Origin of the sequence: Gorillibacterium timonense (genome assembly GCF_001457415.1) — a bacterium.
Taxonomy (GTDB): Bacteria; Bacillota; Bacilli; order Paenibacillales; family NBRC-103111; genus Gorillibacterium; species Gorillibacterium timonense.
This window is the reverse complement of sequence record NZ_LN881721.1, coordinates 323,040-347,475: the sequence shown is the minus strand read 5'-3', so window position 1 is coordinate 347,475 and position 24,436 is coordinate 323,040. Positions and strand designations below refer to the sequence as shown.

The following is a 24,436-nucleotide window of genomic DNA, read 5'->3' as shown; positions in this document are numbered from 1 at the left end:
CTGCGCATAACAAAAGACCGGCTGATCCAGCCGGTCTTGCGAGAATAATCAATGCGCTGCTCGATGCAGGTGCCGGTGCGCGTGCGGAACGCGTTTTCCGGCGACAGTTTCTTCCAGATTCGCTCTTTCAACTCGAGAAGCCCGGTTTCACTCTCGGTTTCTCCGCAAAAGCATAGGAGCTCCGGTGAGGAGCATCCCCGCTCCTGCCAGCACACCGAGAAATAAAAAGCCGGCATACAGGCTCATCGAATCAGTGAAATACCCGAAGCCAAGGCCCACAGCGGCGGTCGCCGCTTTCGTCCCGAGCGATTGGAAGGACTCCGCCGTCGCGCGCATCGAGGAATCGATGCGATGGTGCAGAAACCCTGCGACGACCGGCTCAAGCACACCCGCCAGCAGGAAAGCCGATGCCATCGCCGCCAGCCCGACAGCCCCGGGTACAAGTCCAGCAGCGAGAAGCGCCAAGACGATCCCGACACCGGCACCCGTGACAATGCGGATTGGCGGCACCCTGCGAACCAACCAACCTGCAAGCAGGCTTCCGGGAAGCCTCACCGCCAGCAGCAGGCACGAATACGCTCCGAACCAGATAACGGGAATGGAAAGCCGGTTCAAATAGAGCTGCCAGAACTCATCCAGATAGACCAGACAGGCTCCGAGAAGCATCCCCTGCAAGAGCACCATGATCAGGACGGGACTGCTTCCAAAGAGGCGAACGGAGGCCCGAACGCTACCTGAGCGGGCAGAGGGCAACGCCGCCTGGTTCTCTCTTGCATCGAGAGCATTGAAAGGCTTCTCGCTCTCCCCGTTCGCATGCAGAGGCGGCTCGCGCAACGTCAGCGCGGCCCAGAGCGAGAGAAGCAGGCTGGCTGCCGATAGAACATAATTCCATTCCATATTGACCTTCGCCGCAAGCGCGCTGCCGCCAAGTGCCGCCATGACGGCGGCCAGGATGCCGCAGGCGTTCATCCGGCCGAGAATGCCTTCAAATTCCTTCTGCCGCGAGCTCGCCGCGAGAGTATCGTAGAGCAGCGCGTTCAATGCTCCGCTCGTGCAGGCTTTCGCAACAGCGGCTATCAGGACGAGCGCCGCAAAATGCCAAAATCGGTGTGCGCCAAGCAGGAGGGCCATCTCAAGCATGGCGAGGAAAGCCCCTGCCACAATGAGGGGCTTGCGGCCATACCGATCGGCCGCTGCTCCCGACGGGATCTCCAAGAGGACGACACCGGCGGCATAGAGGATCTCACAGATCACGACCTCTTTTACACTCATGCCGCGGGATTCCCAAAAAAGCCTTTCGATCACATACGCGGGAATCAGGCTGTGAAAAAACTCAAGCAGATAGAGCTTGATCAGGTTCTTCTGTACGTTCATCCGGTTTTCTCCCTCTCCTAGATGGATGCGAATGAGCATCCGTCAGGCGGAGGTCGGGCGAACCGGACATTCCATTAACAGGGGGGTCTGGCGCTTTTCATCGCGATTCCTCCTCAGGGCTTCCCGGAGGGAGCCTTTTTCATAGCCGGGCGTTTGAAGATGACGTTGGTGACCTCGGAGAAGATCAACCCGATGGCAATAGCCCCAGAGATGAGAAACGCCCGAGCGGCCGCTTGCATGGCCAAGTTGTAATCACCCTCCACAAACATCCGCATGGCATCGTAGGCAAGCCCGCCCGGGACGAGCGGAATGATGCCGGAGACGCTGAACACGATGATCGGGGTCTTGAACATCCGGGCGAAGATCTGGCTGATCAGCGTGACAAAGAATGCCGCTGCGATCGTCGCGACCACGATGTCGAACCCCTCTTCGGAGAGGGAATAATAGAGCGCCCATCCAAGCATGCCGACGAATCCGCATTGAACGAGGACTTTGCGCGGGACGTTGAACAGAATGCCGAAGGCGGCCGATGCGATGAAGCTAGTGACGAGCTGAATGAGCATGGCTGACGCCTCCTTAGAGAAATGTATAGGCCATAGCGATCCCGGTTCCGATCGCGAACGCCGTCAGGAAGGCCTCCGCCCCCTTGGACAAGCCGGAGACAAGATGCCCGGCCATCAGATCGCGCACCGCATTCGTGATGAGCAGCCCGGGAACGAGCGGCATGACGGAGCCGACGATGATCTTGTCGATCTGCTGCCCATGGCCGTAGCGAACAAATAACGTGGCAATGACGCCGATCAAGAAAGCGGCGAGCAGCTCCGAGAAAAACTTCAACGGTACGAAACGGTGGACGAGCACCGAAGCGGCAAACCCGACTCCCCCGGCTACCATCGCGGGAATGAAGTCTTGCCAAACTCCCTGGAACATCATCAGAAAGCAGCCGCTCGATAGAGCAGCCGCCAGGAGCTGAAGCCAAGGCGAATAGGCGACCTTGCTCGCCTCCACCTCTCTCAGCCTGTCCTGCACTTGAAGAATGTCGAGTTCTCCGTTTGCTGCTTGCCTGGAGATGCTGTTGACCAGGGTCACCTTACGCAGGTCGGTAGAGCGGACCGAGATGCGCGCCATCTTGGCAGGCTCCTTCTCTCCCTGCGAGAACCAGATGCCGGTCGGGGTGACGTAGCTCTGCGCATTCTCCGCACCGAAGGCGGCGGCCATGCGGGTCATCGTATCCTCCACCCGGTAGGTCTCCGCTCCGTTCTGGAGCATAAGCTTGCCCGCAAGCAGGCATATTTCGACGATAAGCTCCGTATCTTCTTGATTACGATTGATTGCTGCTTCTTCTTCCATTCGCGTTGCTGCACCCGCTTGTCTTGTCATTCTTGAAATATCCGTTCAGATCACGAAAAACCACTGTCATTATATCATGCCGCAACCTGCCATCCAATGAAAAGTCCTGCCGGAGCAGGCAAAAAAAAGCCCGTTCCTTCGAAGATGAACTCCGACGGGAACAGGCTTCCACACGACTTAACCGTTCATAATGCTTTCGATGTGCGCCAGCTCGTCTGCCGTAAAGTCAGGGGCTTGAACCGCCGCAACCGCATCCTCAATCTGACTCACCTTGCTTGCTCCAATCAAGGCGGAGGTCAACCGGCCGCCGCGAAGAATCCACGAGATGGCCATCTGCGACAGCTTCTGTCCGCGCTCTGCGGCGAACGCATTCAGCTTGCGGACCTTCCCCATCACTTCTTCCGTGATCGATTCGGGACGAAGGAACACGCTACCTCCGGCGGCGCGGGAATCGGCCGGAATCTCCTTCAGGTAACGATCCGTCAACACGCCTTGCTCCAGCGGAGAGAAGGCGATGCTGCCGATCTCTTCCTGCTCCAGCGCATCCAGCCAGCCTTCCTGCTCGGCACGGCGATCCAGCATGGAATAGCGGAACTGATGGATCAGACAGGGAGTGCCAAGCTCCTTCAGGATCGCGGCGGCCCTCACTGTCTGCTCCGCCGAATAATTCGAGATCCCTACATACAGCGCTTTGCCTTGCCGGACAAGCAGGTCAAGCGCGGCCATCGTTTCCTCCAAAGGCGTATCCGGGTCCGGACGGTGATGATAGAAGATATCGACGTAATCCAGTCCCATCCGCTTCAGGCTCTGGTCGAGGCTCGACACCAGGTATTTCTTGGAGCCCCATTCGCCGTAAGGTCCGGGCCACATGTAATAACCCGCTTTGGTGGAGATGATCATCTCATCGCGGTAGCTGCGGAAATCCTGGTCCAGGATACGCCCGAAGCTCTCTTCAGCAGAGCCTGCCGGAGGCCCATAATTGTTGGCCAGGTCAAAGTGAGTGATCCCCCGATCGAAGGCGTAGCGCACCATCTCGCGTCCCCGTTCATATGGATCGATGCCTCCAAAATTATGCCATAAGCCAAGTGAGACAGCCGGCAGCTTGATGCCGCTCTTGCCGCTGCGGTTATATTTCATGGAATTGTAACGTCCTTCTGCTGCGGAATGTGCCATGGATTCCTCTCCTTCTTCTTGTGAATACGCCTCCATTATACCCCTCCCGTGTGGAAAAAGGCATATCCTCATGTCCGCACTCTATAGTATAATGTCCACATTCTAATTCATTCAGAGGTGGCTTCCGCCATGGAACGCTGTACGGTTTTGCCGAGGCAATCGCATGCGCCTGTCGATTTGCATTTTTATTATTACGGATCGGAACGCTGTTCCCCCGGGGCCTCGTGGGGACCGGCCGTGAAGGATCATTACAAAATTTTTTACATTCACAGCGGTCAAGGGGTCTTTCGCTGCCTTGGAGAGGTCTATCCTCTAACCGCGGGGCAAGGCTTTCTCGTGTGCCCGGGTGTCGTCTTCTCCTACGAAGCCGACGAGGCCAATCCCTGGGTGCAATCCTGGGTTGCCTTTCATGGCACTTATACCGAGGCCTATCTTGCTCTTGCCGGCCTCTCCGCCGCAAATCCGGTGTTCAACGCTGGCACTGACACACAGCTCCCGAGCTGCTTTCGGCAGGTGCGCGATGCCGATTATCCCGGAGAGAGCAGGGAGCTTCGCATCACCTCCGCCTTTTTTCAGCTTATGGCAACCCTTCTCGATGAAGCGAGCGGGGAACGCTCCGGGTCTCGACCGCCGGAAAGCCGCCGCAAAATCTATGCGGCTCGCGCCATGGAGTATGTCGATGTGAACTATTCCCGGGGGGTCACGGTGGAGGAACTGGCGGCAGATCTAGGCCTCAGCCGCAAGTACCTGTCACGCTTATTTAAGGACGAGACGGGCATCTCCCCTCAGCAATACCTGCTGAAGTATCGGCTCGACAAAGCGTCTGAGCTTCTGCGCGGCACCGCTCTGTCGGTGAAGGAGGTATCCTTCTCGGTCGGCTACAAGGACCCTCTCTTGTTCTCGCGTATGTTCAAGCAGCTCTTCGGATTGTCTCCGCGGCAGTACAGGGAATCGTTCGTCCCGCTTGCCGATGCCTAGCTGACAATGCAGATAATCCATCGCTTCGAGGACCGCTCCCTTTATAGCCCTAATGTCTCGGCGTACCTTCCCCAATGAGGCTTGGACCCGTCGATATCGGTAAAGCCGTATACGTCAGACAAGCCCCAGCTGCTCAAGCTTTGGCCCGTTCGAGCAAAATGGTCGGGATCGGCGGCCAGGCTTGCGATCGCTCTCCCGACGAAATAAGGCGTCTCCGACTGCAGGAAATGGACGTCCTGCTTCGCTCCGTCCCGCCAAGTCTCTTCCGTCACGCCAAACAACTCCAGCATCGCTTCCGAACGGAGAAAGCCCGGCGTTACCGCTACGGCGGTCACATGATGTTCTTTCAGATCGCTTGCCATCGCTTCAGCGAGATGCACACCCGAGATCTTGGCCAGGCTGTAATAGAGATTGCCCCGGTAATGATAACCGACTCCGTCCGTCACCTCGACGATCAAGCCTTCCTTCCGTGCGGTCATGAGCGGAGCCGCATAGAAGCTGTTGATCATATGCGTATGAACCGCCTGCTTCTGGATGCGCAATCCGTTATGCAAGTCATGCTGCCAAAAGGGAACTCCCCACTGCGTCAGTGGGTCGCCTCCCCAGATATCATTGATGAGGATGTCCAGCCGACCTTCCTGCTCCTCCGCGATCTTCCTGAACAGCCCCGCCACTTCTTCTTCCACGGTGTGGTCGACCTTGACGGCAATGGCTTTGCCGCCCTTTGCTTCGACTCTTTCCGCCGTTTCCTCGATGGTCTCTCGGCGATTCATCTCAGAGCTGCCCTCCCGGGTGCTTCGGCCGGTCACATAAACCGTCGCCCCCGCTTCGCCCAAACATTCGGCGATCGCACGGCCAGCTCCTCTCGTGGCTCCCGCCACAAGAGCGATTTTCCCCTGCAAGGATTGCGTCACGGAATATCCTCCCCTCCGGTTTCCCGGTAGCTTCCCCCAGTATATCCGAATTTCTCCTTCCGTTAAAGCTGCCCCTCTTCAGGTGAAGACTTCATCTAAATCCCTTTTCCGCAAATAAGAAGACCCGCTGTGATCAGCGGGTCCGGTCTCTTCGGATTGAGCTTTTAGTATACTTTGGCGACTTTGTACTTGGAGCTGTCCTTGACGAAGTCTTTTTGAGCGGTGGCGCCTGCCTTGCTTGCGTCAACCGTCGTATCGACCGTCACCCACTTGCCGTTCAGCAGGACTTCGTTCCAAGCGTGATACTCTTTCACATAGGAACTGGTGCCCATCATAAGCTTGGCGGGGATTTTCTGGCTCCGCAGCATGACGGCATACAGAGAAGCGTAATCATAGCAGATGCCCTTGCTGGTGGACAAGGTGCGATCCGCATCGGGCAGGTAATCCGAGGTGACTCCGGACGCGGCCAGCTTATTGTCATAATTGATTTTTTTGATGATGTAGGAATAGATCGCTTTGGCTTTCTCTTCATCCGTCTTGGCCGACTTGGTCAGCTCTTCTGCGAGCTTGGCTGCGTTGCCGTTCGTCTGCCACCGGACATTCTGGATCGAGTTCAGGAACACGGCGTTGGCATCGTCCAGCTTGACGTTCACGGTTTCTTTCTTTACTTGACGGTATTTGGTGCCGCTCGCTTGCTCAAGAACAGAGACCTGATAATCTCCGTTACCGAGCTGCAACGGGAAGGTTTGCCCGGAGGTCGTCAAATTATAGGTGTAGCTTGTCTCGCCCTTGGTGACCATCAGCTTCGTGTCAACTCCGCTTTTGATCGAATAGCGCACCGCGATTACTCCGCGGCTGGCTGCGTCCTTGTTCAGCCACGACGCTTCGGATGCAGCGGCTTGAACCGGTGCTGCCGTGATCGGCTGGAGTGTCGCAGCGGCGGTGAAGAGGGTGAGAGAAGCGATCATCAGTAGTTTTTTCATCAAAAAAAGCCCCTTTCGGTAGCTGGCTACCATCCGTCTATGACGGGAAGGCCCTATAGCTTTGCGTCCCTATCTTTCGATAGGTTTGCCATTATCGTGAAGCTTGTCGAATTTGCCGATTCATTCTATGAATCATTCAAAACGTATTACTAGTTTTATAGTATCATATTTTTCCTTCATGGCAACAGGTATGACAGCTTTTTTCACATTTGCACCAAAAAATAATTAAAAAACCGCTCCGCAATCCCTGTCTCCAGGCCCTTGCGGAACGGTTAAAGCCAGTACGTTGTCCGCGTACTGCTTGAAAGCTGGGCTCCAAGACTTACCGTTTGCCGGAATCGAATGGCTCGCCGGATGCCTTGGGCGCTTGAGACGACTTGGAGAAGAGCACGAGCGCGATCAGGGTCACGACATACGGGAACACCTTCAGGATCACGGAAGGAATGACCTGGAAGGACGGAATAACCTGAGACACGTTGGCGATGGTACTGGCAAAGCCGAAGAAGAAGGTTGCCGCCAACACGCCGAGCGGTTTCCACTGTCCGAAGATGAGCGCGGCCAGCGCCAGGAAGCCGAGGCCGGCTACACTGCCGTTAAACTCCCCGGAGTATGTGGCAATGATGATCGCTCCGCCAAGACCGGAAAAGCCTCCGGAGATCATGACACCCATGTACCGCATCTTCCGTACGCTGACGCCGGCTGCTTCCGCCGCATGCGGATGCTCGCCGCAGGCGCGCAGGCGCAGACCGAAGCGGGTCTTGAACAGCAGGAAGGAGCTGAACAAAAGAACCAACAAGATAAACCAGGTTGTCCAATACGTCTGGCTGAAGAACAGACGCCCGATGATCGGAATATCGGACAGGTAAGGAATATCGAACTTGCTAAAGCCCTGAACGATCCGGATGTTGCCGCTGCCCGTAATGTTCCGGGACAAGAACACGGTAAGCGAGCCCGCTACCATGTTGATGGCCGTACCCGAAATTACCTGGTTCGCACTCAGGTTGATGCTGGCGAAGGCATGCAGCAGAGAGAACAGGATTCCGATCACAAAGGCGGCGACAAGGCCGACCCAGAGGGTCCATTGTTGCCCAGGAAACTGCTGCTGAAGCTTGTTGATGGTGAAGGCGCCGGCGAAGGCGCCGACAATCATCAACCCCTCCAGCCCGATGTTGACCACGCCGCTTCGTTCACTGAACAAGGCTCCGAGCGCTGTTATGAGCAGAGGGATGGTATAGACAATCGCATACGGGAAGATGTTCGCAATCGTATCCCACATGATTACTCACCCACCCTTCCCACGTTTTTGACTTCTTCCGCTTGGCTCACCGGTTCGTCCGGTTTTGGCGGATTGCCAGGCTGCTCAGCCTTGCCGCCACGGCGCTTTTTCAGCCAACTGATCAAGCGTTCGAACAGGACACTCGTCGCGGCAAAATAGATGATGATCGCAATGATCGTATCCGCAATTTCAGGAGGGATGTCCGTCATGGCGTTCATGAAGCCGCGCCCGGAATACAGGATACCGAAGAAGATCGCGGAGAGAAGAACGCCTACAGGAGCACTCGCCCCGAGTAAGGCGACGGCGATGCCATCGAAGCCTTGCGAAGGCAGCAAGCCGATCTGGATATTGGACGCGTTCCCGGCATATTGGGCGACCCCACCGAGACCAGCCAGTCCGCCGGAGATGAGCATCGAGGTGATGATGCCGCGGTTGACCGCGATACCGGCGTATTCCGCCGCATCCCGGTTGAAGCCGACCGCCTTCAGCTCATAGCCGAGCGTCGTCTTATTGATGATGAAGCCAACCACGATGACGGCAACAATGGCCAGAATCAAGCCCAAGTTGACGTAAGAGCCATTGAACAAATCCGTCATGAACGGAGTCTTAAGCGAAGCCTTATCCGGCAGAAGCCGGGATTCCGTCTCCAGGGAAGGCCCCTTGAAATAAGCAGGAACACCGTAATAGACGATCCAATAACAAGACCAGTTCATCATGATCGTCGAAACGACCTCATGCACGTTAAACTTGGCCTTCAGAATACCGGGAATGAACGCCCAGAGCGCTCCGCCGATGAAGCCCGCGAGGATCATCACGATCAGGAGCAGAGCACGCGGCAGATCGAAGGTCAAGCCGACGGCCGTCGCGCAAAATCCGCCGAACAGCATTTGGCCGGGTGCGCCGATGTTGAACAGCCCAGTCCGGAAGGAAAAAGCGAGGGACAGTCCGGTAAAGATCAAGGGCGTGGCTGTCGCTAGGGTATTACCAATACGCTCGCGGTTCTTAAGGCCGCCCGATATCAAATACCGGTACCCTTCAATCGGGTCATGCCCGGTAAGAGCCATCAATAGAGCTCCGGCCAAAAGGCCTAGCACGATGGCAAGCAGGGATACGATTGCTTTTCTCATGCTCCTTCTCCCCTCTGCACGCCGGCCATCATCAGTCCGATTTCATTCTCGTTCGTCTCGGCGGCGACAACCTCGCCGACCAGTTGGCCGTGGTTCAATACGGCAATGCGGTCCGATACATTCAGGATTTCGTCCAGCTCCAGGGAGATGAGCAGAACGGCCTTGCCCTTGTCCCGCTGCTCAATGAGCCGCTTATGGATATATTCGATGGAGCCGACGTCGAGACCACGGGTCGGTTGGACTGCGATCAGAAGGTTCGGATCGAGCTCGATCTCCCGTCCGATGATGGCCTTCTGCTGATTGCCTCCGGAGAGGGAACGCACGATAGAGATCGGCCCTTGTCCGGAACGAACGTCAAAGCTCTTCAGAATCTTATCGGCATAGGTTCGGATCGCTTGGCGGCGAAGAATGCCCCCCTTGGCGAAGGGTTTCTTATTGTAAACCTGAAGGACCATATTCTCCTCGAGCGTGTAATCGAGGACGAGTCCCCGCCGCTGGCGGTCTTCGGGAATGTGGCCGATGCCTTCGTAGATTCGTTCGCGTATGCTCAGCTTGGAGATGTCATGACCGTTGTAGGAGATGACGCCGGATTCCAGCTTGCGCAGCCCCGTAATCGCTTCCACCAGCTCCGACTGCCCGTTGCCCTCGACACCGGCGATCCCGACGATTTCACCTGCACGGACCTCCAAGGAGAAGTCGGCAAGGCCAAGAACCTTTTTGCTGTTGCGAACATTCAGATTCTCCAGCTTGAGAACGGTATCTCTCGGGGAAGCGGGCTTCTTGTCCACTTTAAAGGAAACGTTGCGACCGACCATCATCTCCGCCATCGCTTGCTCGCTCGTAGAAGCCACTTCAACCGTTCCGATCGTCTTACCCCGGCGAATAACCGTGCAGCGATCCGCAACAGCTTTGATTTCCTTCAGCTTGTGCGTGATGACTACGATGGATTTGCCTTCCTTGATCAGGTTGCGCATGATCTTCATCAGTTCTTCGATTTCCTGCGGAGTGAGGACCGCCGTCGGCTCGTCGAAGATGAGAATCTCGGCATCGCGGTACAGCATCTTCATAATTTCCACCCGTTGCTGCATGCCAACGGAGATGTTTTCGATCTTGGCATACGGATCTACATTCAATCCATACTGCTTGGACAAAGCCTCGACCCGCTTAGCTGCGCTCTTCAAATCAAGCACAGGCCCCTTGCGGAGCTCGGAGCCGAGAATGATGTTCTCCGTAACCGTGAAATTGCCGACCAGCTTGAAATGCTGGTGAACCATCCCAATCCCGAGGTCATTCGCTACATTCGGGTTGGTGATTTTCGTCTCTTTGCCACGAACGACAATATGCCCCCGATCGGGCTGGTACATCCCGAACAGAATACTCATGAGCGTCGATTTTCCGGCGCCGTTTTCGCCAAGGAGGGCGTGAATTTCACCTTTTTCCAGACACAGGGTGATATCGTCGTTCGCAACGACGCCTGGAAACTCCTTGCGGATGTTAATCATTTCAACCACATATCCCATAGAAAGCTTCTCCTTTTGGACAAGGATAATAAGTAGGCAGCTTGGCATTGATGGGCAAACGACAAGCTGACGTGCATGTCCGGCAAAATGGCCGTGCCGTCCCGCCTTCTTCCTGCGGGACAGCATCAGCCAGTCAAATCTGACTCCTTATTCTTACACTTTCCCAATGACAACAAGGATAACCGTTTATCGGTAATTTGGGGCTTGGCTCACAGATGGAGAAAAAAAAGACGGAAGCTTCCGTCTTTTTAAGAAATCCATATCCGTACTCTCTATAGAGCAAGGTAAGATTACTTGATCAGGCTACCTTGTTCAGCAGCAACTTTGATGTCGCCGGATTTAATTTTCTCGGTAACTTCTTTGGCTTTGGCAGTTGCGTCGTCGGACAGGTTCGGGTTTTCAGCCGGGATGCCTACGCCGTCGTTCTTGGCGTCGAACACGAGGGTTTGTCCGCCCGGGAATTTGCCGTCGATCTCGTCTTTGATGATATCGTAGGTTGCTTGGTCGACCTTCTTGACAGCGGAGGTCAAGATAATGGACTTGGAGGAATCGCCGTATTTGCCATCATTGTATTGGTCGCTGTCTACGCCGATGATCCAAGCTTCTTTACCGGCTTCCGCACGGGACTTGGCTTCGTTGATAGCGCCTACGCCTACGCCGCCTGCTGCGGTGAAGATGAACTTCACGCCGCGGTCGAACATTTGAGCGGCAAGTTGTCCGCCAGCTGCGACATTATCGAAAGATCCTTGGTAAACAACGTTTTCCGGCTTGATGGTGATTTTCGTTCCGTAGTTGTCATTTGCGTACTGCAGGCCTTGTTGGAAGCCCCAGTTGAACTTTTGAGGAGCCGGAATTTCCATACCGCCGATGAAGCCTGCTTCGCCTTCCTTGATTTGAACGGCAGCAGCAACGCCAGCGATGAAGCCGGATTCTTGCTCGGCGAAGAAGACGGATACGGTGTTTTCTTTGACAACGTCAGAAGCGCCTTCTTTACCAGAGTTCGGAGCGGCGTCGATCAGAACGAACTTCGCGTCCGTGTACTTGTCTTGTGCATTGAAGATCGCAGAGGAGAACTTGAAGCCCGGCGTTACGATGAACTTGTAGCCGGCGTCATACAGGTTGCCGATTTCCTTGATATATTCGGCTTCAGTCGTTCCGTTCGGCTTGATGTACTTGTCGCTAATTCCGAGGTCTTTCTTTGCTTTTTCGATACCTTCCCAGGTGCCTTGGTTGAAGGACTTGTCGTCGATCGTCCCTGCGTCGGTAACCATCCCTACTTTAAGGTCGGATTTTGCTCCGCTGCCGCCTTCTTCCTTCTTGCCGCAACCTGCGACGAGAGTCAGTACCAAAGCAAGAACCATTACTGAGATTAAGCCTTTTTTCATACGCCAATGCCCCCGATTTCATGTAATGTAAAGCAAACTCATACCTCTCTACTATATTCCGAAAAATATGCTTTTTCAATAGAAAAATTGTTTTTTTGTCATATATTCTGCCATCGCCCCTCTGATTATCCTATCGTTGCTTACGGATTGGAGTTAAATCATACGTCTTTTTCATGCATTTGACAGTATGTCCAGGGGGGAATCTTCCTATTCGAAGGAAGATGGCAGAACCTCGTAACGCAATAGCCAAGCTTATGAGGGAGGGATATAGGCCGTTAGCCGCATGACTTACATTCGGTAAAGCGGGAAGGCCGAAAAGCTGTGGCTCGCTGATAACCAATTTTTTTCACAAACCATTGCTTTTGTTTTCACAGGAAGGATGCTATTCTTATGTTATGATAATTGACATTTAACGCGTAAAGGAGTTTTTCAATGGCGAGCACGGTTCGCAAGGTGGCGATCATCGGCATGGGCTATGTAGGGTCCAGCTGTGCATATTCCCTCATTAATCAATCGGTATGCGACGAGATTATGCTCATCGACCGCAATCATGACCGGGCTTACGCCCAGGCGTTGGATTTGTCTCACTGCATGGATTTCATCCATTCCCGCACGAAAATTCATACTGGCAGCTACGACCAATGCGGCGATGTCGATATCGTCATCCTTTGCGCCGGCCCGAATCCGAAGGAAGGGCAAACTCGCTTAGATGTTCTCGACGCGGCGGTTGAAGTCACCAGCGGAATCGTGGAAAAGGTGATGGCCAGCGGATTCAGCGGCATTTTCCTCATCGCGAGCAATCCCGTCGACGTCATCACCTATGTGGTCCGCAAGGTATCCGGCCTGCCTCGCAGCCATGTGCTTGGGACGGGCACCTCAATTGACTCCTCGCGGCTCAAGACTCTGCTATCGGAATATCTATCCGTCGATCCCCGCAGCGTTCAAGGCTATGTGCTTGGCGAGCACGGAGAATCGCAATTCCCCGCTTGGTCGCATGTGACCATTGGCGGTAAGCCGCTCCTGGATATTCTGGAGCAGCATCCCCAACGCTTCGGCCATATGAATCTTGAAGAGATCGCCTATAAAACCCGGAATGCCGGATGGGAAATCTTCCATCGCAAGGGCTCGACCCACTACGGCATCGGCAATGCGCTCGCCCATATCACTCGCTCCATCTTCAACGACGATCACCGCATCATCGCCGTCTCCGCGATCCTGGAGGGGGAATACGGTCAGGACGACGTCTGTGTAGGGGTTCCCGCGATCATCACCCGCCAGGGCATGAAGGAGATCGTTGAGCTGAAGCTGCCGGAGAAGGAGCAGAATCAGTTTGCAGCCTCTTGCGAGATCATTCGCTCCAGCATCTCTTCCATTAAAGAAAATCGGCAAACGGACCCGCTAGACAGCAAGTAAGATTCCTTTGACGTTGATAATGATTCTCAGTTAAAATGAAGAGGATCCTACACGTCAGGAGGAACCCTCCATTATGTTCATTCAAATGAAGACTTTTACCGTGCAAGAAGGATTTGCAGATTCCATTGTGGAGCGCTTCAGCTCCAAAAGCCCCGTGGAAGAGAGCCCGGGCTTCCTCGATTTGTCCGTGCTCGTCCAAAAACCTCGCCGCGGGGAGCAGGAAGTGGTCGTCATGATTCGGTGGGAATCGGAGGAGCACTGGAAGGGCTGGGAGAAGAGCGAGGTTCACCTGGAAGGCCATCGGCAATCCCGGGGGAAACCAAAACCGGAGTACATCCTCAACAGCCAGGGAGCGGTTTATGAGGTCAAAGCGGCGAGAAAGCCCGAGCCGCAAAGCTAACCGCAAGCGCGTACCGTTATCGGTGCGCGCTGTTTTATTTCTGAGGAAGAAACGATCTGCTTATCTTACATGTGGAGCAATCTTGATCATATGCGACATCGGGAAATGGGGACAAACACCGGGAAATGGGAATGACTTTCCGGTTTCCGGAAGGTATTCCTCGATCATTCCGCTGCCTGCTTTTGATTTCTTCAGAATTATGAAAGTTCGGATAAAATCCGCAGGAGGTGAGAGATTGAACTGGCATAATGGGATGAACCAAGCCATTGCCTATATTGAGGATCATTTGACCGGGGATATGGACCTGGCCATTGCAGCGCAATATGCGGGCTGCTCGGTATGGGAATTTCAACGCGTTTTTTCGTTCATGACGCATCTTTCCCTTGGAGAATACATTCGCCGCAGAAAGCTGACACTCGCAGCGAATGACCTTCAATCGTGCGATGGGAAAATCATCGATATCGCGTTGAAATACGGCTATGATTCACCGGCCGCCTTTTCGCGGGCATTTCATCAATGGCATGGAATGACACCATCGTCGGCGCGCAGCGAGGGTGTTCCCCTAAAAGCCTATTCAAGGATCACTTTCCAATCTACTCTGAACGGGTGGTCGAAAAAGATGAGCAGCTACAGCGAAAGAGGATATGTTATCCGGGAAAACGGTCCTGTCTACTTTACGAGGGATATGGACAAGACATTGGAATGGTTTCAGAATACGCTTGGATGGTATGGCGATATTGTTGCAAGGGACAGTGCCGGACGAGGCGATTACGGCTGCGTCTTCGATTATCCGAGCGAGATTGCCGTAGCGCACATCACGCCGTTCCGAGGCTTTCACCTTTTCACGGGCGAGCCTGTAAAGGGTGTAGTCGGCTTTCTGATGGTGGAAGGAATCGATACCCTCCACAGCCTCGTCAAGAACAGTGGCTGGAACCAGATTTCAGACATTGAACCGCAGCCATGGGGAGCCAGAGAATGCAGCGTGACGACACCAGACGGCTCCATCTTGCGTTTCTTTGAGACAAAACCATCATTTGTCTGATAATGGCCGATGAATCAGGATTCGGCTCAAACCGCTTCCCCTCTCCTGAGTACAGGGTAAGGGATAGCGACATTAAAAAACGCAGCGGTTGCATCGAAGCAACCGCTGCGTTTTTTTGGATTTGTGCCTCTAGAGCTTGCTTTCAAGCCGCTGGAGCTGACGGCATCAGGAATCCTTCTTCCTGATGAGCATGAACGCCAGCCCGCCGAGAATGAGCGCGACGGCGATGAACGGCTGCCCCATAATGGTCCGATTGAACAGGGCCTCTACCGTAAAGACGGAGAAAAACAAGAGTGAAATGACGACAAGGATGTTGATCGGAATGAGCAGCCATCGATTCCTGCCGCCGAACCAGTAGAATTCGGCAAGACCGACTGCAGGAGCCAGAATGAAGCCCGGCCACGTCGTGCCCCAGTCTCCTGTCAGCATCGAGACCTGGCAAACCAGACCAACGGTCAGCAGAATTCCTCCCGGAATCAGCAGCCCTGCCGCCCGGCGTCTCGTCATGGAGAAGTACATCCAATGAAAGAACAAGCCGAGCGGAATGATAAAGAGAGTCGCCCAAAACGTTCCGAATATGGAACCCGCTTCAAGCTCTCCTCCTTTGTTTAGAATCAGATAAGCTCCCAGCAAAATCAGAACCGGACCGACGATCGTGCGTTTGTTCATACCTTTCCCTCCCGAACCTGGTTATCCCTATGTCCCCTAGATTACCAGTCGAAAGGAAATTCGTCATCCATCTTAAGTCAAGAAAAGAAACTGGACCAAAGGCCAGGCACTTTGCGAAAACCGGTTTCTCTTACGAGCTTTCTGCTTGCATGGATGGGCTTGCTGGGCAGAAGCCGCGGCGAAGACAGCCACTCAGGAGCAGAGAACCGCTCATCCCCGCAAGAGGCAAGGGAATATCCGCCGGCGAGCTCAAAGTGGCAGAACTTTACTTCGTCCTGCTCTTTCTCGTTATGCAGCAATACGGGGTAAGATCCGTCCTCTCGCGCGTCCGGTGCAGAGACCGCCTGTGTCTGGGCTTTCCCGGCAAAATCCAGCTCCGGTAAGCTCGCGCCGATCAACCCGGCTCCGGTGAATTTCAGGTAGGCTTCCTTTAAGGTCCAAAACCGGAAAAACAACGCCTTTCGCTCTTCATCATTCGAAGCGTCCATCCATTGCTTTCGTTCCTGCTCCGAGAGGCATTCCCGGATGAGCTCGTTCATCACGGGACGAGCCTTCTCCACGTCGACCCCAATCTTGCCGGTGGGCGTTATGGCACAGACAACGAGGTTCTCCGAGTGAGACATGGAGAAGTCTCCCTCCCAATCCGGAGAGTCTAGGTACGGTTTCCCTCCTCGCTCACGTTTAAGCTCTCCTTCCGCATGATACCGAAAGCGGATCAGGGACTTGGCGAGGGTATACCCGACCAGAGAAGAGAGCAGCTCCCGCTTGGTGCCGTGCAGACGGAGCGCCCTCACTTCCTGCTCCGATAAGAGCGAGAGCAGCCCTTCATTTTCTATCGTCCAGTTATCCAGTGATACCGCGACCAAGCAGGACTTCATTGTGGATCAAGGCCTCCTTTAGGAAAATAGCAGCTGCTCACGGCATGCTCGATCAAGCGGTGGATATACGTTTTGTCAGGAATGGGACAAGCCCCTTTCCCCCCTGAAAGCCGAGAAACGGTATTTGGACAAGCGTACCGGTAGGAAAGCTGCTTGGCGCCGTCACCTTCCAGATGGACCATCGCGAGTTCGGTTCCCGCACGGTCCTTCTCAACGGTCGGATCCAAAAGCCATTTCTCATAATCGGCGTTGTCCATCCATTCAATGGAATAGCCTTCTTCGCGGAACAGCTCAACCAGATCCTCGTAAGAAATCGTATGTGGATTGCAAATGTGGAATAGACGACCTGTGCTATCGGGCTGCAGAGCAAGCTCCGTGATGGACCAACCGGCATAATCGATCGGGGTAAGGTCGACCTCCCACTGCACCTTCGGGGCTTTCTTAAGCAGCAGCATGGCTTTCAGCATGCGGTAAAAGGCATTCCCGTCAATGTTCCGCTGGAAACGGCCGGTCACGGAATCGCAGCATAGGTTGCCGACCCGATACACGGCGACCGGGATTGCTCCCGATTCTCCCGCCCGGATGACGAGCTTTTCCGCTTCCAACTTGCTGTTGGTGTAGACATTTTCAACAGCCGCACTGTAGTCGTAATCGCCAGAGGAGACGAAATCCTCCCATTTCCCCGCGAGGGCCAACTCCTCCGGAATCCCCATCGTCGAGATGAAGTGGAACCGGATGCCCTCTCTGCAGGCGGCTAACTCGAGCAAGCGGCGGGTGCTGTCGACGTTGGTGCGGGCAAAATGCTCCTCGCTGCCGAAGTGCCGCACCTCAGCCCCGCAGTGCAGGATGAGATCGACGGATTCGATCAACCGCTTGTGGTCATCCTCGCTTAAGCCGAGTCCCTCTTTCTCCATGTCGCCTTCCACCGCAGTAACGCGTTTCGCCATCATCGCCCGGATTTCGTGGCCGAAATAATCTTCCATGCTGTCGGCGAGCCGGTCGAACACGGGTTGATCTCCCCGCTTGCGCACTAGACAGGTGACAGATACTTCGGGCCTCATCAGGAGGTCGTTCAGCAAGCGTGAACCGAGGTAACCGGTCGCCCCGGTCAGGAAGACATGCGGGTGAGCCGTCGCAAGCGGCGGAAAATCCGTCTTCCCGAAGACGGAAGGGTACTCCGCCAGTTCTCCGATCCTTTGCTCCGACAACACTTCCGCCGTTTCTCCTGTACCTGTCTCTTTCAAGGCAAGAATCCGCTCCGCCATCTCTTCTACGGTAGGATAAGCGAAGAAGTCGGCGATCTTCAATTGAGGATATCTCGGCTTCATAAGCACCAGGGTCTCGAGAATTTTGAGCGAGTAGCCGCCGATGGTAAAAAAGTTGTCCTGAAGTCCCACTCGGTGGAGTCCAAGCGCCTGCCCCCATGCAGCCGCCACCTCGGTTTCAAGGGCTGTCCGCGGAGCCGTAAAGTCTTCCCGAAGGTCGTCATCTTCTCCGGGCCCAAGCTGAACGAGCGCCTTCCGGTCGATCTTCCGGTTTGGAGAGAGAGGGAAATCGGGCAGCTGCCGGAAATGCTTGGGGATCATATAGGAAGGCAGCTTCTGCTCCAAATAAGAGACGAGTTCCGATTTCGTCACGCGCTTCTCGGTCTTGAGCGTATAGAAGGCGGTGAGCATCTTGCTTCCATCCGTGTCGGGCATCGCAACGACGGCTACATCGCCGAGCGCTACGTGCTTCGCGAGATGATCCTCGATCTCGCCGATCTCAATGCGATAGCCGCGAATCTTCACCTGATTGTCGCGGCGTCCGGCATACTCGAGCTCGCCATCGGGGCAGAGCTTGGCCAAGTCTCCGGTCCGGTAAAATCTCTTGCCCGAGGATGGCCGGAATGGGTCGGGAATGAACGCCTCCCTCGTCTTCTCGGGCTGGTTCAGATACCCGAGACCCACACCCGGAGATTCGATGATCAACTCACCCGTTACGCCCGGCGGGCAAAGCCGGTTCAGCTCATTGACAATGTAGACCCGGTAATTGGCCATCGGCTTGCCGATTGAAACGATCGCCACATTCTCTGGGAGCGGATAATCGACCGTATGGGTCGTCGTCACAGAAGTGCATTCGGTCGGACCGTATACATTGACAATCGCCGTCTCAAGCCCCACCTTCTGTTGAAACAGGCGGACCGATTGGCCCTGCAGAGCTTCTCCGCCAAGCAGCAGATTCTTCACCGTGCTGTACCGATCCGCCGCTTCCTTCGGCAGATGAGCGGCCAGCCGGCTGAAGAAGACCGGAGGAAGAATGCCGATCTGCGTCGCCTGAGCACCTGCGATAGCGGCGGTGAACGATTCCACCGAGAACCGTTCTTCGTCTTCAAGGAGGTGCAGATGCGCTCCGAGCAGCAAAGCTCCGAACAAGTCGAAGACCGATGCGTCGAAGCTGAAGGTCGAGTACTGAGCGATGATGTCATCCTCGCTCCAATTCAACAGGCGGCGGATGCCCGTAACCAGGTTAACCACTGCCTGATGCGTGATCATGGCGCCTTTTGGCGTGCCCGTTGAACCGGAGGTGTAGATGAGATAGGCAAGAGCATCCGGATGGGCAAGCTCCTCCAACGCCTCCACCGATTGATCAAGAGTGGCATCTTCCGGATTGAGGATGCGCAGCTTTGTGGACGACGGTCCGGCGAAAAGCCCTTCCAGCCGTGTAGTAAGAGCTGGACTGCTGAGGGCGAATCTCGCTTTCGTGTCTCTGATGATATAGGCATTGCGGTCAGCGGGGTGGCTCGGATCGACGGGGACATAAGCCCCGCCCGCCTTCAGCACCCCCAAAAGGGAAACCACCGATTGAATGCTTCTCTCCATATAAAGGGCGACGGGCTCTCCTGGCTTCAATCCTTCGTTCCGGAGATAGCTGGCAATCTGGTTGGATTGCTCGTGAAGCTCCCGATAGGTCAGAAAGTCTCCACCGCACGAGAGGGCAATCTTGCTGCCGTACCGGTATGCCGTCCGAGAAAACCATTCCGTGATGGTTATCTCTTCAGAGGCAGGGGCAGCCGTGTCATTCAGGCGAGAATAGGCCCACCGGTCTTCGAGCGTGAGAATGTCCGCACTCGCGACTACCCGGCCCGGATCGGCCAGGCCGACGCGAGCGAGTCTCCTCATATAATGTAAAAACCGTTGGATGGTCGCCTCTGTAAACCGTTCCGGGTAATAGGCGAGAGTCAACGCCCAAGCGTCGCCGTCACGTTCGATCGAGAACCGCACTCCGTTCTCTCCCGGCAGACCACTGGTTCCATATAACATGGAATAGGCCACATCCGGCAACTCTTCCGTTCCCATCTTCCCTCCAGGAACATCCCGCTCCATCCACAGCAACTTGTCACGAATCTGGCGGAACAGAGCCGAGAAGGTAGTCTCTTTGTCGCATACGACACGCAGGGGGACGAGTGAGCCGTTCTCCCTTTGGAGACCGATCAGCAGATCGCTTTCCAAGGTCATGCGGTGAAGAAAGCTCATATAGAGGGTTAAAACACTTGCCATTTCTCCGCCCCGGTTGCGCAGACGTAGGAACCCAACGACCTCCGAATCATCGGCATGAAGGTTCAGGATTGCGCTCGCTGTCTGGACCCCCGCTTGCCGCTCCGGGTTATCTGCCGGCAGACCCAATTGGGGCACCGGCTCCGCCAGCTCTTGAAGCCATCGCAGTCTGTTTTCTTCCCCATTTGCCAGAATCGCCTTCATAACCACACATCCCTCATAAAAGTTAAGTCTGTTTTCCTGTTGCGGGAACCGTCTCTATACAGCCAAATCCTTGACTAAGTCTTTTAATTGATCGGAAATGCGATTCAAATGATCGGCCGAATCCACGATCTGTGCAAAGGCCTCCTGCTGTTCATAGGCCTGTCCCTTCATATCATCCGAGAGAGACGCATTCTGATCGGCGAGTCCGGATAGCTCCTGGAACGATGCGGAAATTTGCTCGGTCACGGCGACCATCTCCTCCGTAGCGGCGGAAACCTCCTGGGCTTGGGTCGTTACCTGATCGGTTGCCGCCAAAATTTCGTTGAAGAGGACCCCCGTCTCCTTGACGATTTCCATGCCGCTTTCGACGTTTCGTTCGCCCTCTACAATGGATTCTACCGCCTGCTTGGTTTCCTTCCGAATGTGGGCGACGAGTTCCACGATCTGTTCGGCGGACTTCTTCGATTCCTCCGACAGCTTCTTCACTTCATTGGCGACGACGGCGAAGCCTCTTCCGTTCTCGCCTGCCCGTGCGGCCTCTATGCTCGCATTCAGCGACAACAAGCTGGTCTGAGCCGAAATCTGCGTGATCACCTGAACGATTTCTCCAATTTCCTCGGAACGGCGTTGAAGCTTTTCCATCAGCACCACCGAGCTTTTGACGGAATCATGGATGGAGTTCATCTGCTCGATCACCTGTTCCACATTGTGGTTGCCCTTCTCGGATTGGAGCATCATCTGCGTAGAGGTTTCCGACAATTGGGACGTATTGCCTGCAATCGTCTGGACACCCGTCGCGATCTCCTCGAGGGAGGTGGCGCTCTCGGTGATCGCGACGCTCTGCTGGCTGATTCGGTCCATCATCTGCTCAATGTGAGTTGTCAATTCACCTGTGCTTTTATTTCCCATCTCGACCGTCGAGAACATCTGCTGTGACTGATTGGCCGACTCGATGGATACTCCCTTGATCGTGGTGACCAGGTTGCCGATGTGTTCCACCGTTTGATTAAACCGAGCGTTCACCTGCCCGAGCTCGTCACCGCTTTCCCGCAGACGGACATAAAAGTCTCCGGTGCTCAGCCGTTCAAGCGCCCGCATCAGATCCTTGACGGGAGCGAAGGTTCTCCGGTTGGCCAGGTATTGAAGCGCGATCACAACCAATAAGGTCACGAGGAGCGCGATCGAGGTTTTGACCAGCAACTCTCTTTTGCCGCTAAGCACGAGACTGGCGTCCACGTCCATCCCCACGTAAGCATAGACTTCGCCTTTCTCGTTCTGATAGGGATAGAGCACCGTCAACCATGAGCCGAAGCTGTCTTTGTAGATTTTGGTGAAGCTGAGCTTCTTCGTTCGTTGCATCTCGCGAACGCCGTCCGCATGGATCTTGGGCTGCTCGTACATGTCGCCAAGCTTCATGTTTTCGGTGGCGAATGCGTCGAGAAGCGCGGTTGGGAAGGAGATCATCGAGGTCCCGCTTTTATTGGAGTCATCCAAATCCGCTCCGAAAATATAGCCTTGAGCGATGTTGGGATGGGTGGCGGATAATTGGTCAAACAGTTGGGTCAGCTTCTTTTGTACCGGGGCGCTCGGGTCAGGAGTGTTCTTCGCGCTCGCCACATCCTCGGGTGATACGGATTTCACAAAGGCTTCCATCGTCTTTTGGGACTCGGACTCCAGTTGCTTCATCATGACATTTCCTTGCAGGAGATAGCTGTAGGAGATAAGAACGATGCCCGTTACAAAGATGAACAAACTCGTGATCAACATGCTCTTTCCCGCTATGGTCCGTGCTCTCCCTGCTTGTTGAACCCGTTTAATAAAACGATTCGAATTCCCCATGTTAATACCCCTTCTAGCAGCAATTTTGAGCAAAAAAAAGTGAACCAGAGGGCCAAAAAGCCATAGTTCACCAATTTGCGTGAAAAGATTGCAACTGGCTGACATTTCCATAAAGGAAGTAGTCCCTATAGCTTTGCGTCACTACCTTTCGATAGTTTTGCCGAGTATTCAATTGGCCACCAAAATGTGGGTCTACCGGTTAATCACTTAATTTTCTCACTTGGACTAATTTACCACGTTTTTCCTCGTAAAACTAGCCCCCTTGCTATTTTTTCCACAAATGGTCTCTTGCGCGAGACTTTTTAATCATGTTAAGTCTAGTTCAATAGGAGCACACCGGATATGGCAAATTTCCTGCTTTGACAACTACGTTTAAGTTGTATACAATACAATTAGATAAAATATTCGTGCCGAATTCAGCACCCACATAGGAGGACATGGTTCCATGAGTCTCTACGATTATGAGGTGAAAACAATCCGAGGGGAGAACACGACGCTTTCCCCTTATAAAGGGCAGGTTCTGCTCATCGTTAACACCGCGACCAAGTGCGGCTTGGCCCCCCAGTTCAAAGGGCTGGAGAAGCTCTATCAAGAGTACCGCGATCAGGGCTTCTCGGTGCTCGGCTTTCCAAGCGACCAGTTTCTCAACCAGGAGCTTGCGGAGGACAGCGAAATTGCCCAAGCTTGCGAAATCAATCACGGAGTGACTTTCCCTCTCTTTGCCAAGATCGACGTGAATGGCTCCGATGCTCATCCCTTGTTTAAGTATTTGACGGAACAGGCCCCCGGGCTATTCGGCTCCCGCGCGATCAAGTGGAATTTCACGAAATTCCTCATTGACCGGGAAGAGCGTATCGTTCACCGGTTCGCTCCGAAGGATACACCGGCGAAGATCGAAAGCTCCCTTCTCAAGGTGCTTTCTCCCTCGCGGTGACCCTGTCAGTCCCCACACACGAAAAGAGACATTTCTCCATCTGATTGAGAAGAGAAATGTCTCTTTTGGGCTGCTCTCCTTCTCCTTTACAGCGACGGAGAACGACTGAGCCAATAATGGAGCCCGCCTTGCTCCAACTGCCTTTTGGCGGATTCAATTTCGATTGCCCCCTGCCGCAAATTGTTCACAATCGACTCGTGAAAGGCCTTTAGACAGGGAAGCTCAAGTCCGGAATAATCGGTTTCCTCGACCAACTTAACCGCTATCAAGCTGTAGAGGTTCAAGCCGTCCTCCACATAGAGAAAGTCTCTCATCTCCTCTTGCGTCAGCACCGCATCGGAAGCTACCCCTCTGTGGGAGCGCAGAAGATCGAGCAGGCTGTTGTAGCTGCCATCCGCTAAATCGGACTCCCAATCCGCCCAATCATCCGCCATCTGCAGCGCTGCCAAAGCGCTCTCAAGCAGGGCAGATACCCGGGGGATTTGGCTGTCCTGCCCCGCAAGAAGCAAAGCCCCTGTACTGCAAAGCTTTAAAGGAGCAGACTTCCCGGCGATCCTTAGCGGATCTCCGATGAAGGTATCATCCAGTCCTTCCCGCGACACGCTGACGGCCCATTCTGCCACATAGGTTCGATAGAACTCCCAAAAGGGAGAATCCACCGGAAAGAGCTGGGAATAAAAGCGCAGGAATTCGCCGTGATAGAGGTTCGCGATTGGCAGCTTCCCGCCCGCCGAAGGGTCGGCCGTGTCCATGATATCATCTTGGATGAAATAGTAGAGCATGAGAAAGATATTGCCCGCCGCCATCTCCCGGCAGGTTTCCATGCCGAGCCCGCACTGATCCTCCATCCAGAACGGCAGGAGGTAACAGATCCGGTTCTTCCCTCCCTCCTCGCTCACGAGCGGATTTGATCGGTACAAATAGGACAGCCCTTGGCCCCGCAGCTGCTCAGGAAAGGCTTCGATCCGTTTGCGGCACCGGGCAAACATCTCTCCGATTTCGGCCGAAAATTGTAGATCCTGCTCCATTCTTGGTCCGCTCCTCAAAGAAATGAAATTAATCCTATGAATACTCGCAGCCTCGAAAAAAAATTCCTGGAATATCCAGGTTTTTCGTGCTATATTTTTAACAGAAACACCAAATTTTGTTGAAAGGGTGATTCCATTGTCAACTCAAGTCGCATTGCAGTCGCAAGTGGTCCAACGGGCTTGGAAAGATCCAGATTTTAGGCAAAAGCTGTTGTCTGATCCTAAAGCCGCCATTCAGGAAGCTCTCGGCATTTCGCTTCCCAGCCACCTGAAGCTCAAGACAGTGGAAGAAAGCTCGGATGAATGGGTCTTCGTTCTTCCAGCAAGCCCCGCCGCGGTGTTGGATACCGAGGTTAAGCCTCAGATCATTTGGCCGTAAGCCCTGCATTCGCAATCAAATCTATGATGGTAGA

General features: G+C 54.5%; 21 protein-coding genes and 2 riboswitches. Of the genes, 6 read left to right on the top strand and 15 right to left on the bottom strand.

Annotation, left to right across the window (positions count from 1 at the left end; translation table 11 throughout):
* Positions 1 to 147: 147 nt before the first annotated feature.
* From BN2684_RS23790 to BN2684_RS03660, 4 genes are all read right to left on the bottom strand, one after another.
* The gene (locus BN2684_RS23790; RefSeq protein WP_082651733.1) at positions 148 to 1,374 is read right to left on the bottom strand and encodes an MFS transporter; all 1,227 of its coding nucleotides are present in this window, start codon (positions 1,372 to 1,374) and stop codon (positions 148 to 150) included.
* Between the two features lie 113 nt (positions 1,375 to 1,487).
* The gene (locus BN2684_RS03670; RefSeq protein WP_324608468.1) at positions 1,488 to 1,964 is read right to left on the bottom strand and encodes a threonine/serine exporter family protein; all 477 of its coding nucleotides are present in this window, start codon (positions 1,962 to 1,964) and stop codon (positions 1,488 to 1,490) included.
* A complete protein-coding gene (locus tag BN2684_RS03665; protein ID WP_392388992.1) occupies positions 1,951 to 2,706 on the bottom strand; it encodes a threonine/serine exporter family protein in 756 nt (251 codons plus the stop codon). Before BN2684_RS03665 ends, BN2684_RS03670 begins: the two co-directional genes overlap by 14 nt.
* A 195-nt stretch (positions 2,707 to 2,901) precedes the next feature.
* Positions 2,902 to 3,897, bottom strand: coding sequence for an aldo/keto reductase (locus BN2684_RS03660; RefSeq protein ID WP_058301002.1), 996 nt, complete (start codon positions 3,895 to 3,897; stop codon positions 2,902 to 2,904).
* A gap of 129 nt (positions 3,898 to 4,026) precedes the next feature.
* On the opposite strand from BN2684_RS03660, the gene BN2684_RS03655 reads away from it, so the two are divergent.
* Positions 4,027 to 4,875, top strand: a complete 849-nt coding sequence (locus BN2684_RS03655; RefSeq protein ID WP_058300818.1) for an AraC family transcriptional regulator — start codon at positions 4,027 to 4,029, stop codon at positions 4,873 to 4,875.
* Between the two features lie 41 nt (positions 4,876 to 4,916).
* On the opposite strand, the gene BN2684_RS03650 is transcribed toward BN2684_RS03655, so the two are convergent.
* The 6 genes from BN2684_RS03650 to BN2684_RS03625 form a co-directional block, all read right to left on the bottom strand.
* A complete protein-coding gene (locus BN2684_RS03650; RefSeq protein ID WP_058300817.1) occupies positions 4,917 to 5,789 on the bottom strand; it encodes an SDR family oxidoreductase in 873 nt (290 codons plus the stop codon).
* A gap of 164 nt (positions 5,790 to 5,953) precedes the next feature.
* The gene (locus BN2684_RS03645) at positions 5,954 to 6,772 is read right to left on the bottom strand and encodes a transglutaminase-like domain-containing protein (protein WP_058300816.1); all 819 of its coding nucleotides are present in this window, start codon (positions 6,770 to 6,772) and stop codon (positions 5,954 to 5,956) included.
* Between the two features lie 14 nt (positions 6,773 to 6,786).
* Positions 6,787 to 6,872: riboswitch (cyclic di-GMP riboswitch) on the bottom strand.
* Between the two features lie 222 nt (positions 6,873 to 7,094).
* Positions 7,095 to 8,048, bottom strand: coding sequence for an ABC transporter permease (locus BN2684_RS03640; RefSeq protein ID WP_058300815.1), 954 nt, complete (start codon positions 8,046 to 8,048; stop codon positions 7,095 to 7,097).
* Positions 8,049 to 8,050: 2 nt separating this feature from the next.
* Entirely contained in the window at positions 8,051 to 9,175 is a 1,125-nt protein-coding gene (locus BN2684_RS03635) for an ABC transporter permease (protein ID WP_058300814.1), read from the bottom strand.
* The gene (locus BN2684_RS03630; RefSeq protein ID WP_058300813.1) at positions 9,172 to 10,695 is read right to left on the bottom strand and encodes an ABC transporter ATP-binding protein; all 1,524 of its coding nucleotides are present in this window, start codon (positions 10,693 to 10,695) and stop codon (positions 9,172 to 9,174) included. Before BN2684_RS03630 ends, BN2684_RS03635 begins: the two co-directional genes overlap by 4 nt.
* Positions 10,696 to 10,985: 290 nt before the next feature.
* Positions 10,986 to 12,080, bottom strand: coding sequence for a BMP family lipoprotein (locus tag BN2684_RS03625; protein ID WP_058300812.1), 1,095 nt, complete (start codon positions 12,078 to 12,080; stop codon positions 10,986 to 10,988).
* Between the two features lie 432 nt (positions 12,081 to 12,512).
* Between BN2684_RS03625 and BN2684_RS03620 the strand changes: the two genes are divergently transcribed.
* From BN2684_RS03620 to BN2684_RS03610, 3 genes are all read left to right on the top strand, one after another.
* Positions 12,513 to 13,493 (top strand): L-lactate dehydrogenase, encoded by a 981-nt coding sequence (locus BN2684_RS03620; RefSeq protein ID WP_058300811.1) that lies wholly within the window; start codon positions 12,513 to 12,515, stop codon positions 13,491 to 13,493.
* A 73-nt stretch (positions 13,494 to 13,566) separates the two neighbouring features.
* Complete coding sequence (locus BN2684_RS03615) at positions 13,567 to 13,893, top strand: antibiotic biosynthesis monooxygenase (RefSeq protein ID WP_058300810.1); 327 nt, start codon at positions 13,567 to 13,569, stop codon at positions 13,891 to 13,893.
* Positions 13,894 to 14,128: 235 nt separating this feature from the next.
* A complete protein-coding gene (locus BN2684_RS03610) occupies positions 14,129 to 14,935 on the top strand; it encodes a helix-turn-helix domain-containing protein (RefSeq protein ID WP_058301001.1) in 807 nt (268 codons plus the stop codon).
* Positions 14,936 to 15,100: 165 nt separating this feature from the next.
* On the opposite strand, the gene BN2684_RS03605 is transcribed toward BN2684_RS03610, so the two are convergent.
* The 4 genes from BN2684_RS03605 to BN2684_RS03590 form a co-directional block, all read right to left on the bottom strand.
* On the bottom strand, positions 15,101 to 15,604 hold the full coding sequence (locus tag BN2684_RS03605) for a hypothetical protein (protein ID WP_058300809.1): 504 nt from the start codon (positions 15,602 to 15,604) through the stop codon (positions 15,101 to 15,103).
* A 77-nt stretch (positions 15,605 to 15,681) separates the two neighbouring features.
* Positions 15,682 to 16,482 (bottom strand): 4'-phosphopantetheinyl transferase family protein, encoded by an 801-nt coding sequence (locus tag BN2684_RS03600; protein ID WP_058300808.1) that lies wholly within the window; start codon positions 16,480 to 16,482, stop codon positions 15,682 to 15,684.
* A complete protein-coding gene (locus tag BN2684_RS03595) occupies positions 16,479 to 20,222 on the bottom strand; it encodes a non-ribosomal peptide synthetase family protein (protein ID WP_058300807.1) in 3,744 nt (1,247 codons plus the stop codon). Before BN2684_RS03595 ends, BN2684_RS03600 begins: the two co-directional genes overlap by 4 nt.
* Positions 20,223 to 20,276: 54 nt before the next feature.
* Positions 20,277 to 21,989, bottom strand: a complete 1,713-nt coding sequence (locus tag BN2684_RS03590; protein ID WP_234340145.1) for a methyl-accepting chemotaxis protein — start codon at positions 21,987 to 21,989, stop codon at positions 20,277 to 20,279.
* Between the two features lie 158 nt (positions 21,990 to 22,147).
* Positions 22,148 to 22,233: riboswitch (cyclic di-GMP riboswitch) on the bottom strand.
* A 273-nt stretch (positions 22,234 to 22,506) separates the two neighbouring features.
* Between BN2684_RS03590 and BN2684_RS03585 the strand changes: the two genes are divergently transcribed.
* Positions 22,507 to 22,995 (top strand): glutathione peroxidase, encoded by a 489-nt coding sequence (locus BN2684_RS03585; RefSeq protein ID WP_058300805.1) that lies wholly within the window; start codon positions 22,507 to 22,509, stop codon positions 22,993 to 22,995.
* Positions 22,996 to 23,081: 86 nt separating this feature from the next.
* Here the strand turns inward: BN2684_RS03585 and BN2684_RS03580 are convergent, their stop codons facing one another.
* Positions 23,082 to 24,023: a hypothetical protein gene (locus BN2684_RS03580; protein ID WP_058300804.1), complete on the bottom strand. Its 942-nt coding sequence runs from the start codon at positions 24,021 to 24,023 to the stop codon at positions 23,082 to 23,084.
* A gap of 127 nt (positions 24,024 to 24,150) precedes the next feature.
* Between BN2684_RS03580 and BN2684_RS03575 the strand changes: the two genes are divergently transcribed.
* The gene (locus tag BN2684_RS03575; RefSeq protein WP_316245499.1) at positions 24,151 to 24,402 is read left to right on the top strand and encodes an NHLP leader peptide family RiPP precursor; all 252 of its coding nucleotides are present in this window, start codon (positions 24,151 to 24,153) and stop codon (positions 24,400 to 24,402) included.
* Positions 24,403 to 24,436: the final 34 nt, after the last annotated feature.

Coding starts and splice junctions, on each gene's coding strand:
- BN2684_RS03620 (WP_058300811.1), top strand. CDS start 12,513: ATGGCGAGCACGGTTCGCAAGGTGGCGATCATCGGCATGGGCTATGTA.
- BN2684_RS03615 (WP_058300810.1), top strand. CDS start 13,567: ATGTTCATTCAAATGAAGACTTTTACCGTGCAAGAAGGATTTGCAGAT.
- BN2684_RS03640 (WP_058300815.1), bottom strand. CDS start 8,048: ATGTGGGATACGATTGCGAACATCTTCCCGTATGCGATTGTCTATACC.
- BN2684_RS03600 (WP_058300808.1), bottom strand. CDS start 16,482: ATGAAGTCCTGCTTGGTCGCGGTATCACTGGATAACTGGACGATAGAA.
- BN2684_RS03645 (WP_058300816.1), bottom strand. CDS start 6,772: ATGAAAAAACTACTGATGATCGCTTCTCTCACCCTCTTCACCGCCGCT.
- BN2684_RS23790 (WP_082651733.1), bottom strand. CDS start 1,374: ATGAACGTACAGAAGAACCTGATCAAGCTCTATCTGCTTGAGTTTTTT.
- BN2684_RS03635 (WP_058300814.1), bottom strand. CDS start 9,175: ATGAGAAAAGCAATCGTATCCCTGCTTGCCATCGTGCTAGGCCTTTTG.
- BN2684_RS03630 (WP_058300813.1), bottom strand. CDS start 10,695: ATGGGATATGTGGTTGAAATGATTAACATCCGCAAGGAGTTTCCAGGC.
- BN2684_RS03655 (WP_058300818.1), top strand. CDS start 4,027: ATGGAACGCTGTACGGTTTTGCCGAGGCAATCGCATGCGCCTGTCGAT.
- BN2684_RS03590 (WP_234340145.1), bottom strand. CDS start 21,989: ATGTTGATCACGAGTTTGTTCATCTTTGTAACGGGCATCGTTCTTATC.
- BN2684_RS03585 (WP_058300805.1), top strand. CDS start 22,507: ATGAGTCTCTACGATTATGAGGTGAAAACAATCCGAGGGGAGAACACG.
- BN2684_RS03605 (WP_058300809.1), bottom strand. CDS start 15,604: ATGAACAAACGCACGATCGTCGGTCCGGTTCTGATTTTGCTGGGAGCT.
- BN2684_RS03660 (WP_058301002.1), bottom strand. CDS start 3,897: ATGGCACATTCCGCAGCAGAAGGACGTTACAATTCCATGAAATATAAC.
- BN2684_RS03580 (WP_058300804.1), bottom strand. CDS start 24,023: ATGGAGCAGGATCTACAATTTTCGGCCGAAATCGGAGAGATGTTTGCC.
- BN2684_RS03595 (WP_058300807.1), bottom strand. CDS start 20,222: ATGAAGGCGATTCTGGCAAATGGGGAAGAAAACAGACTGCGATGGCTT.
- BN2684_RS03625 (WP_058300812.1), bottom strand. CDS start 12,080: ATGAAAAAAGGCTTAATCTCAGTAATGGTTCTTGCTTTGGTACTGACT.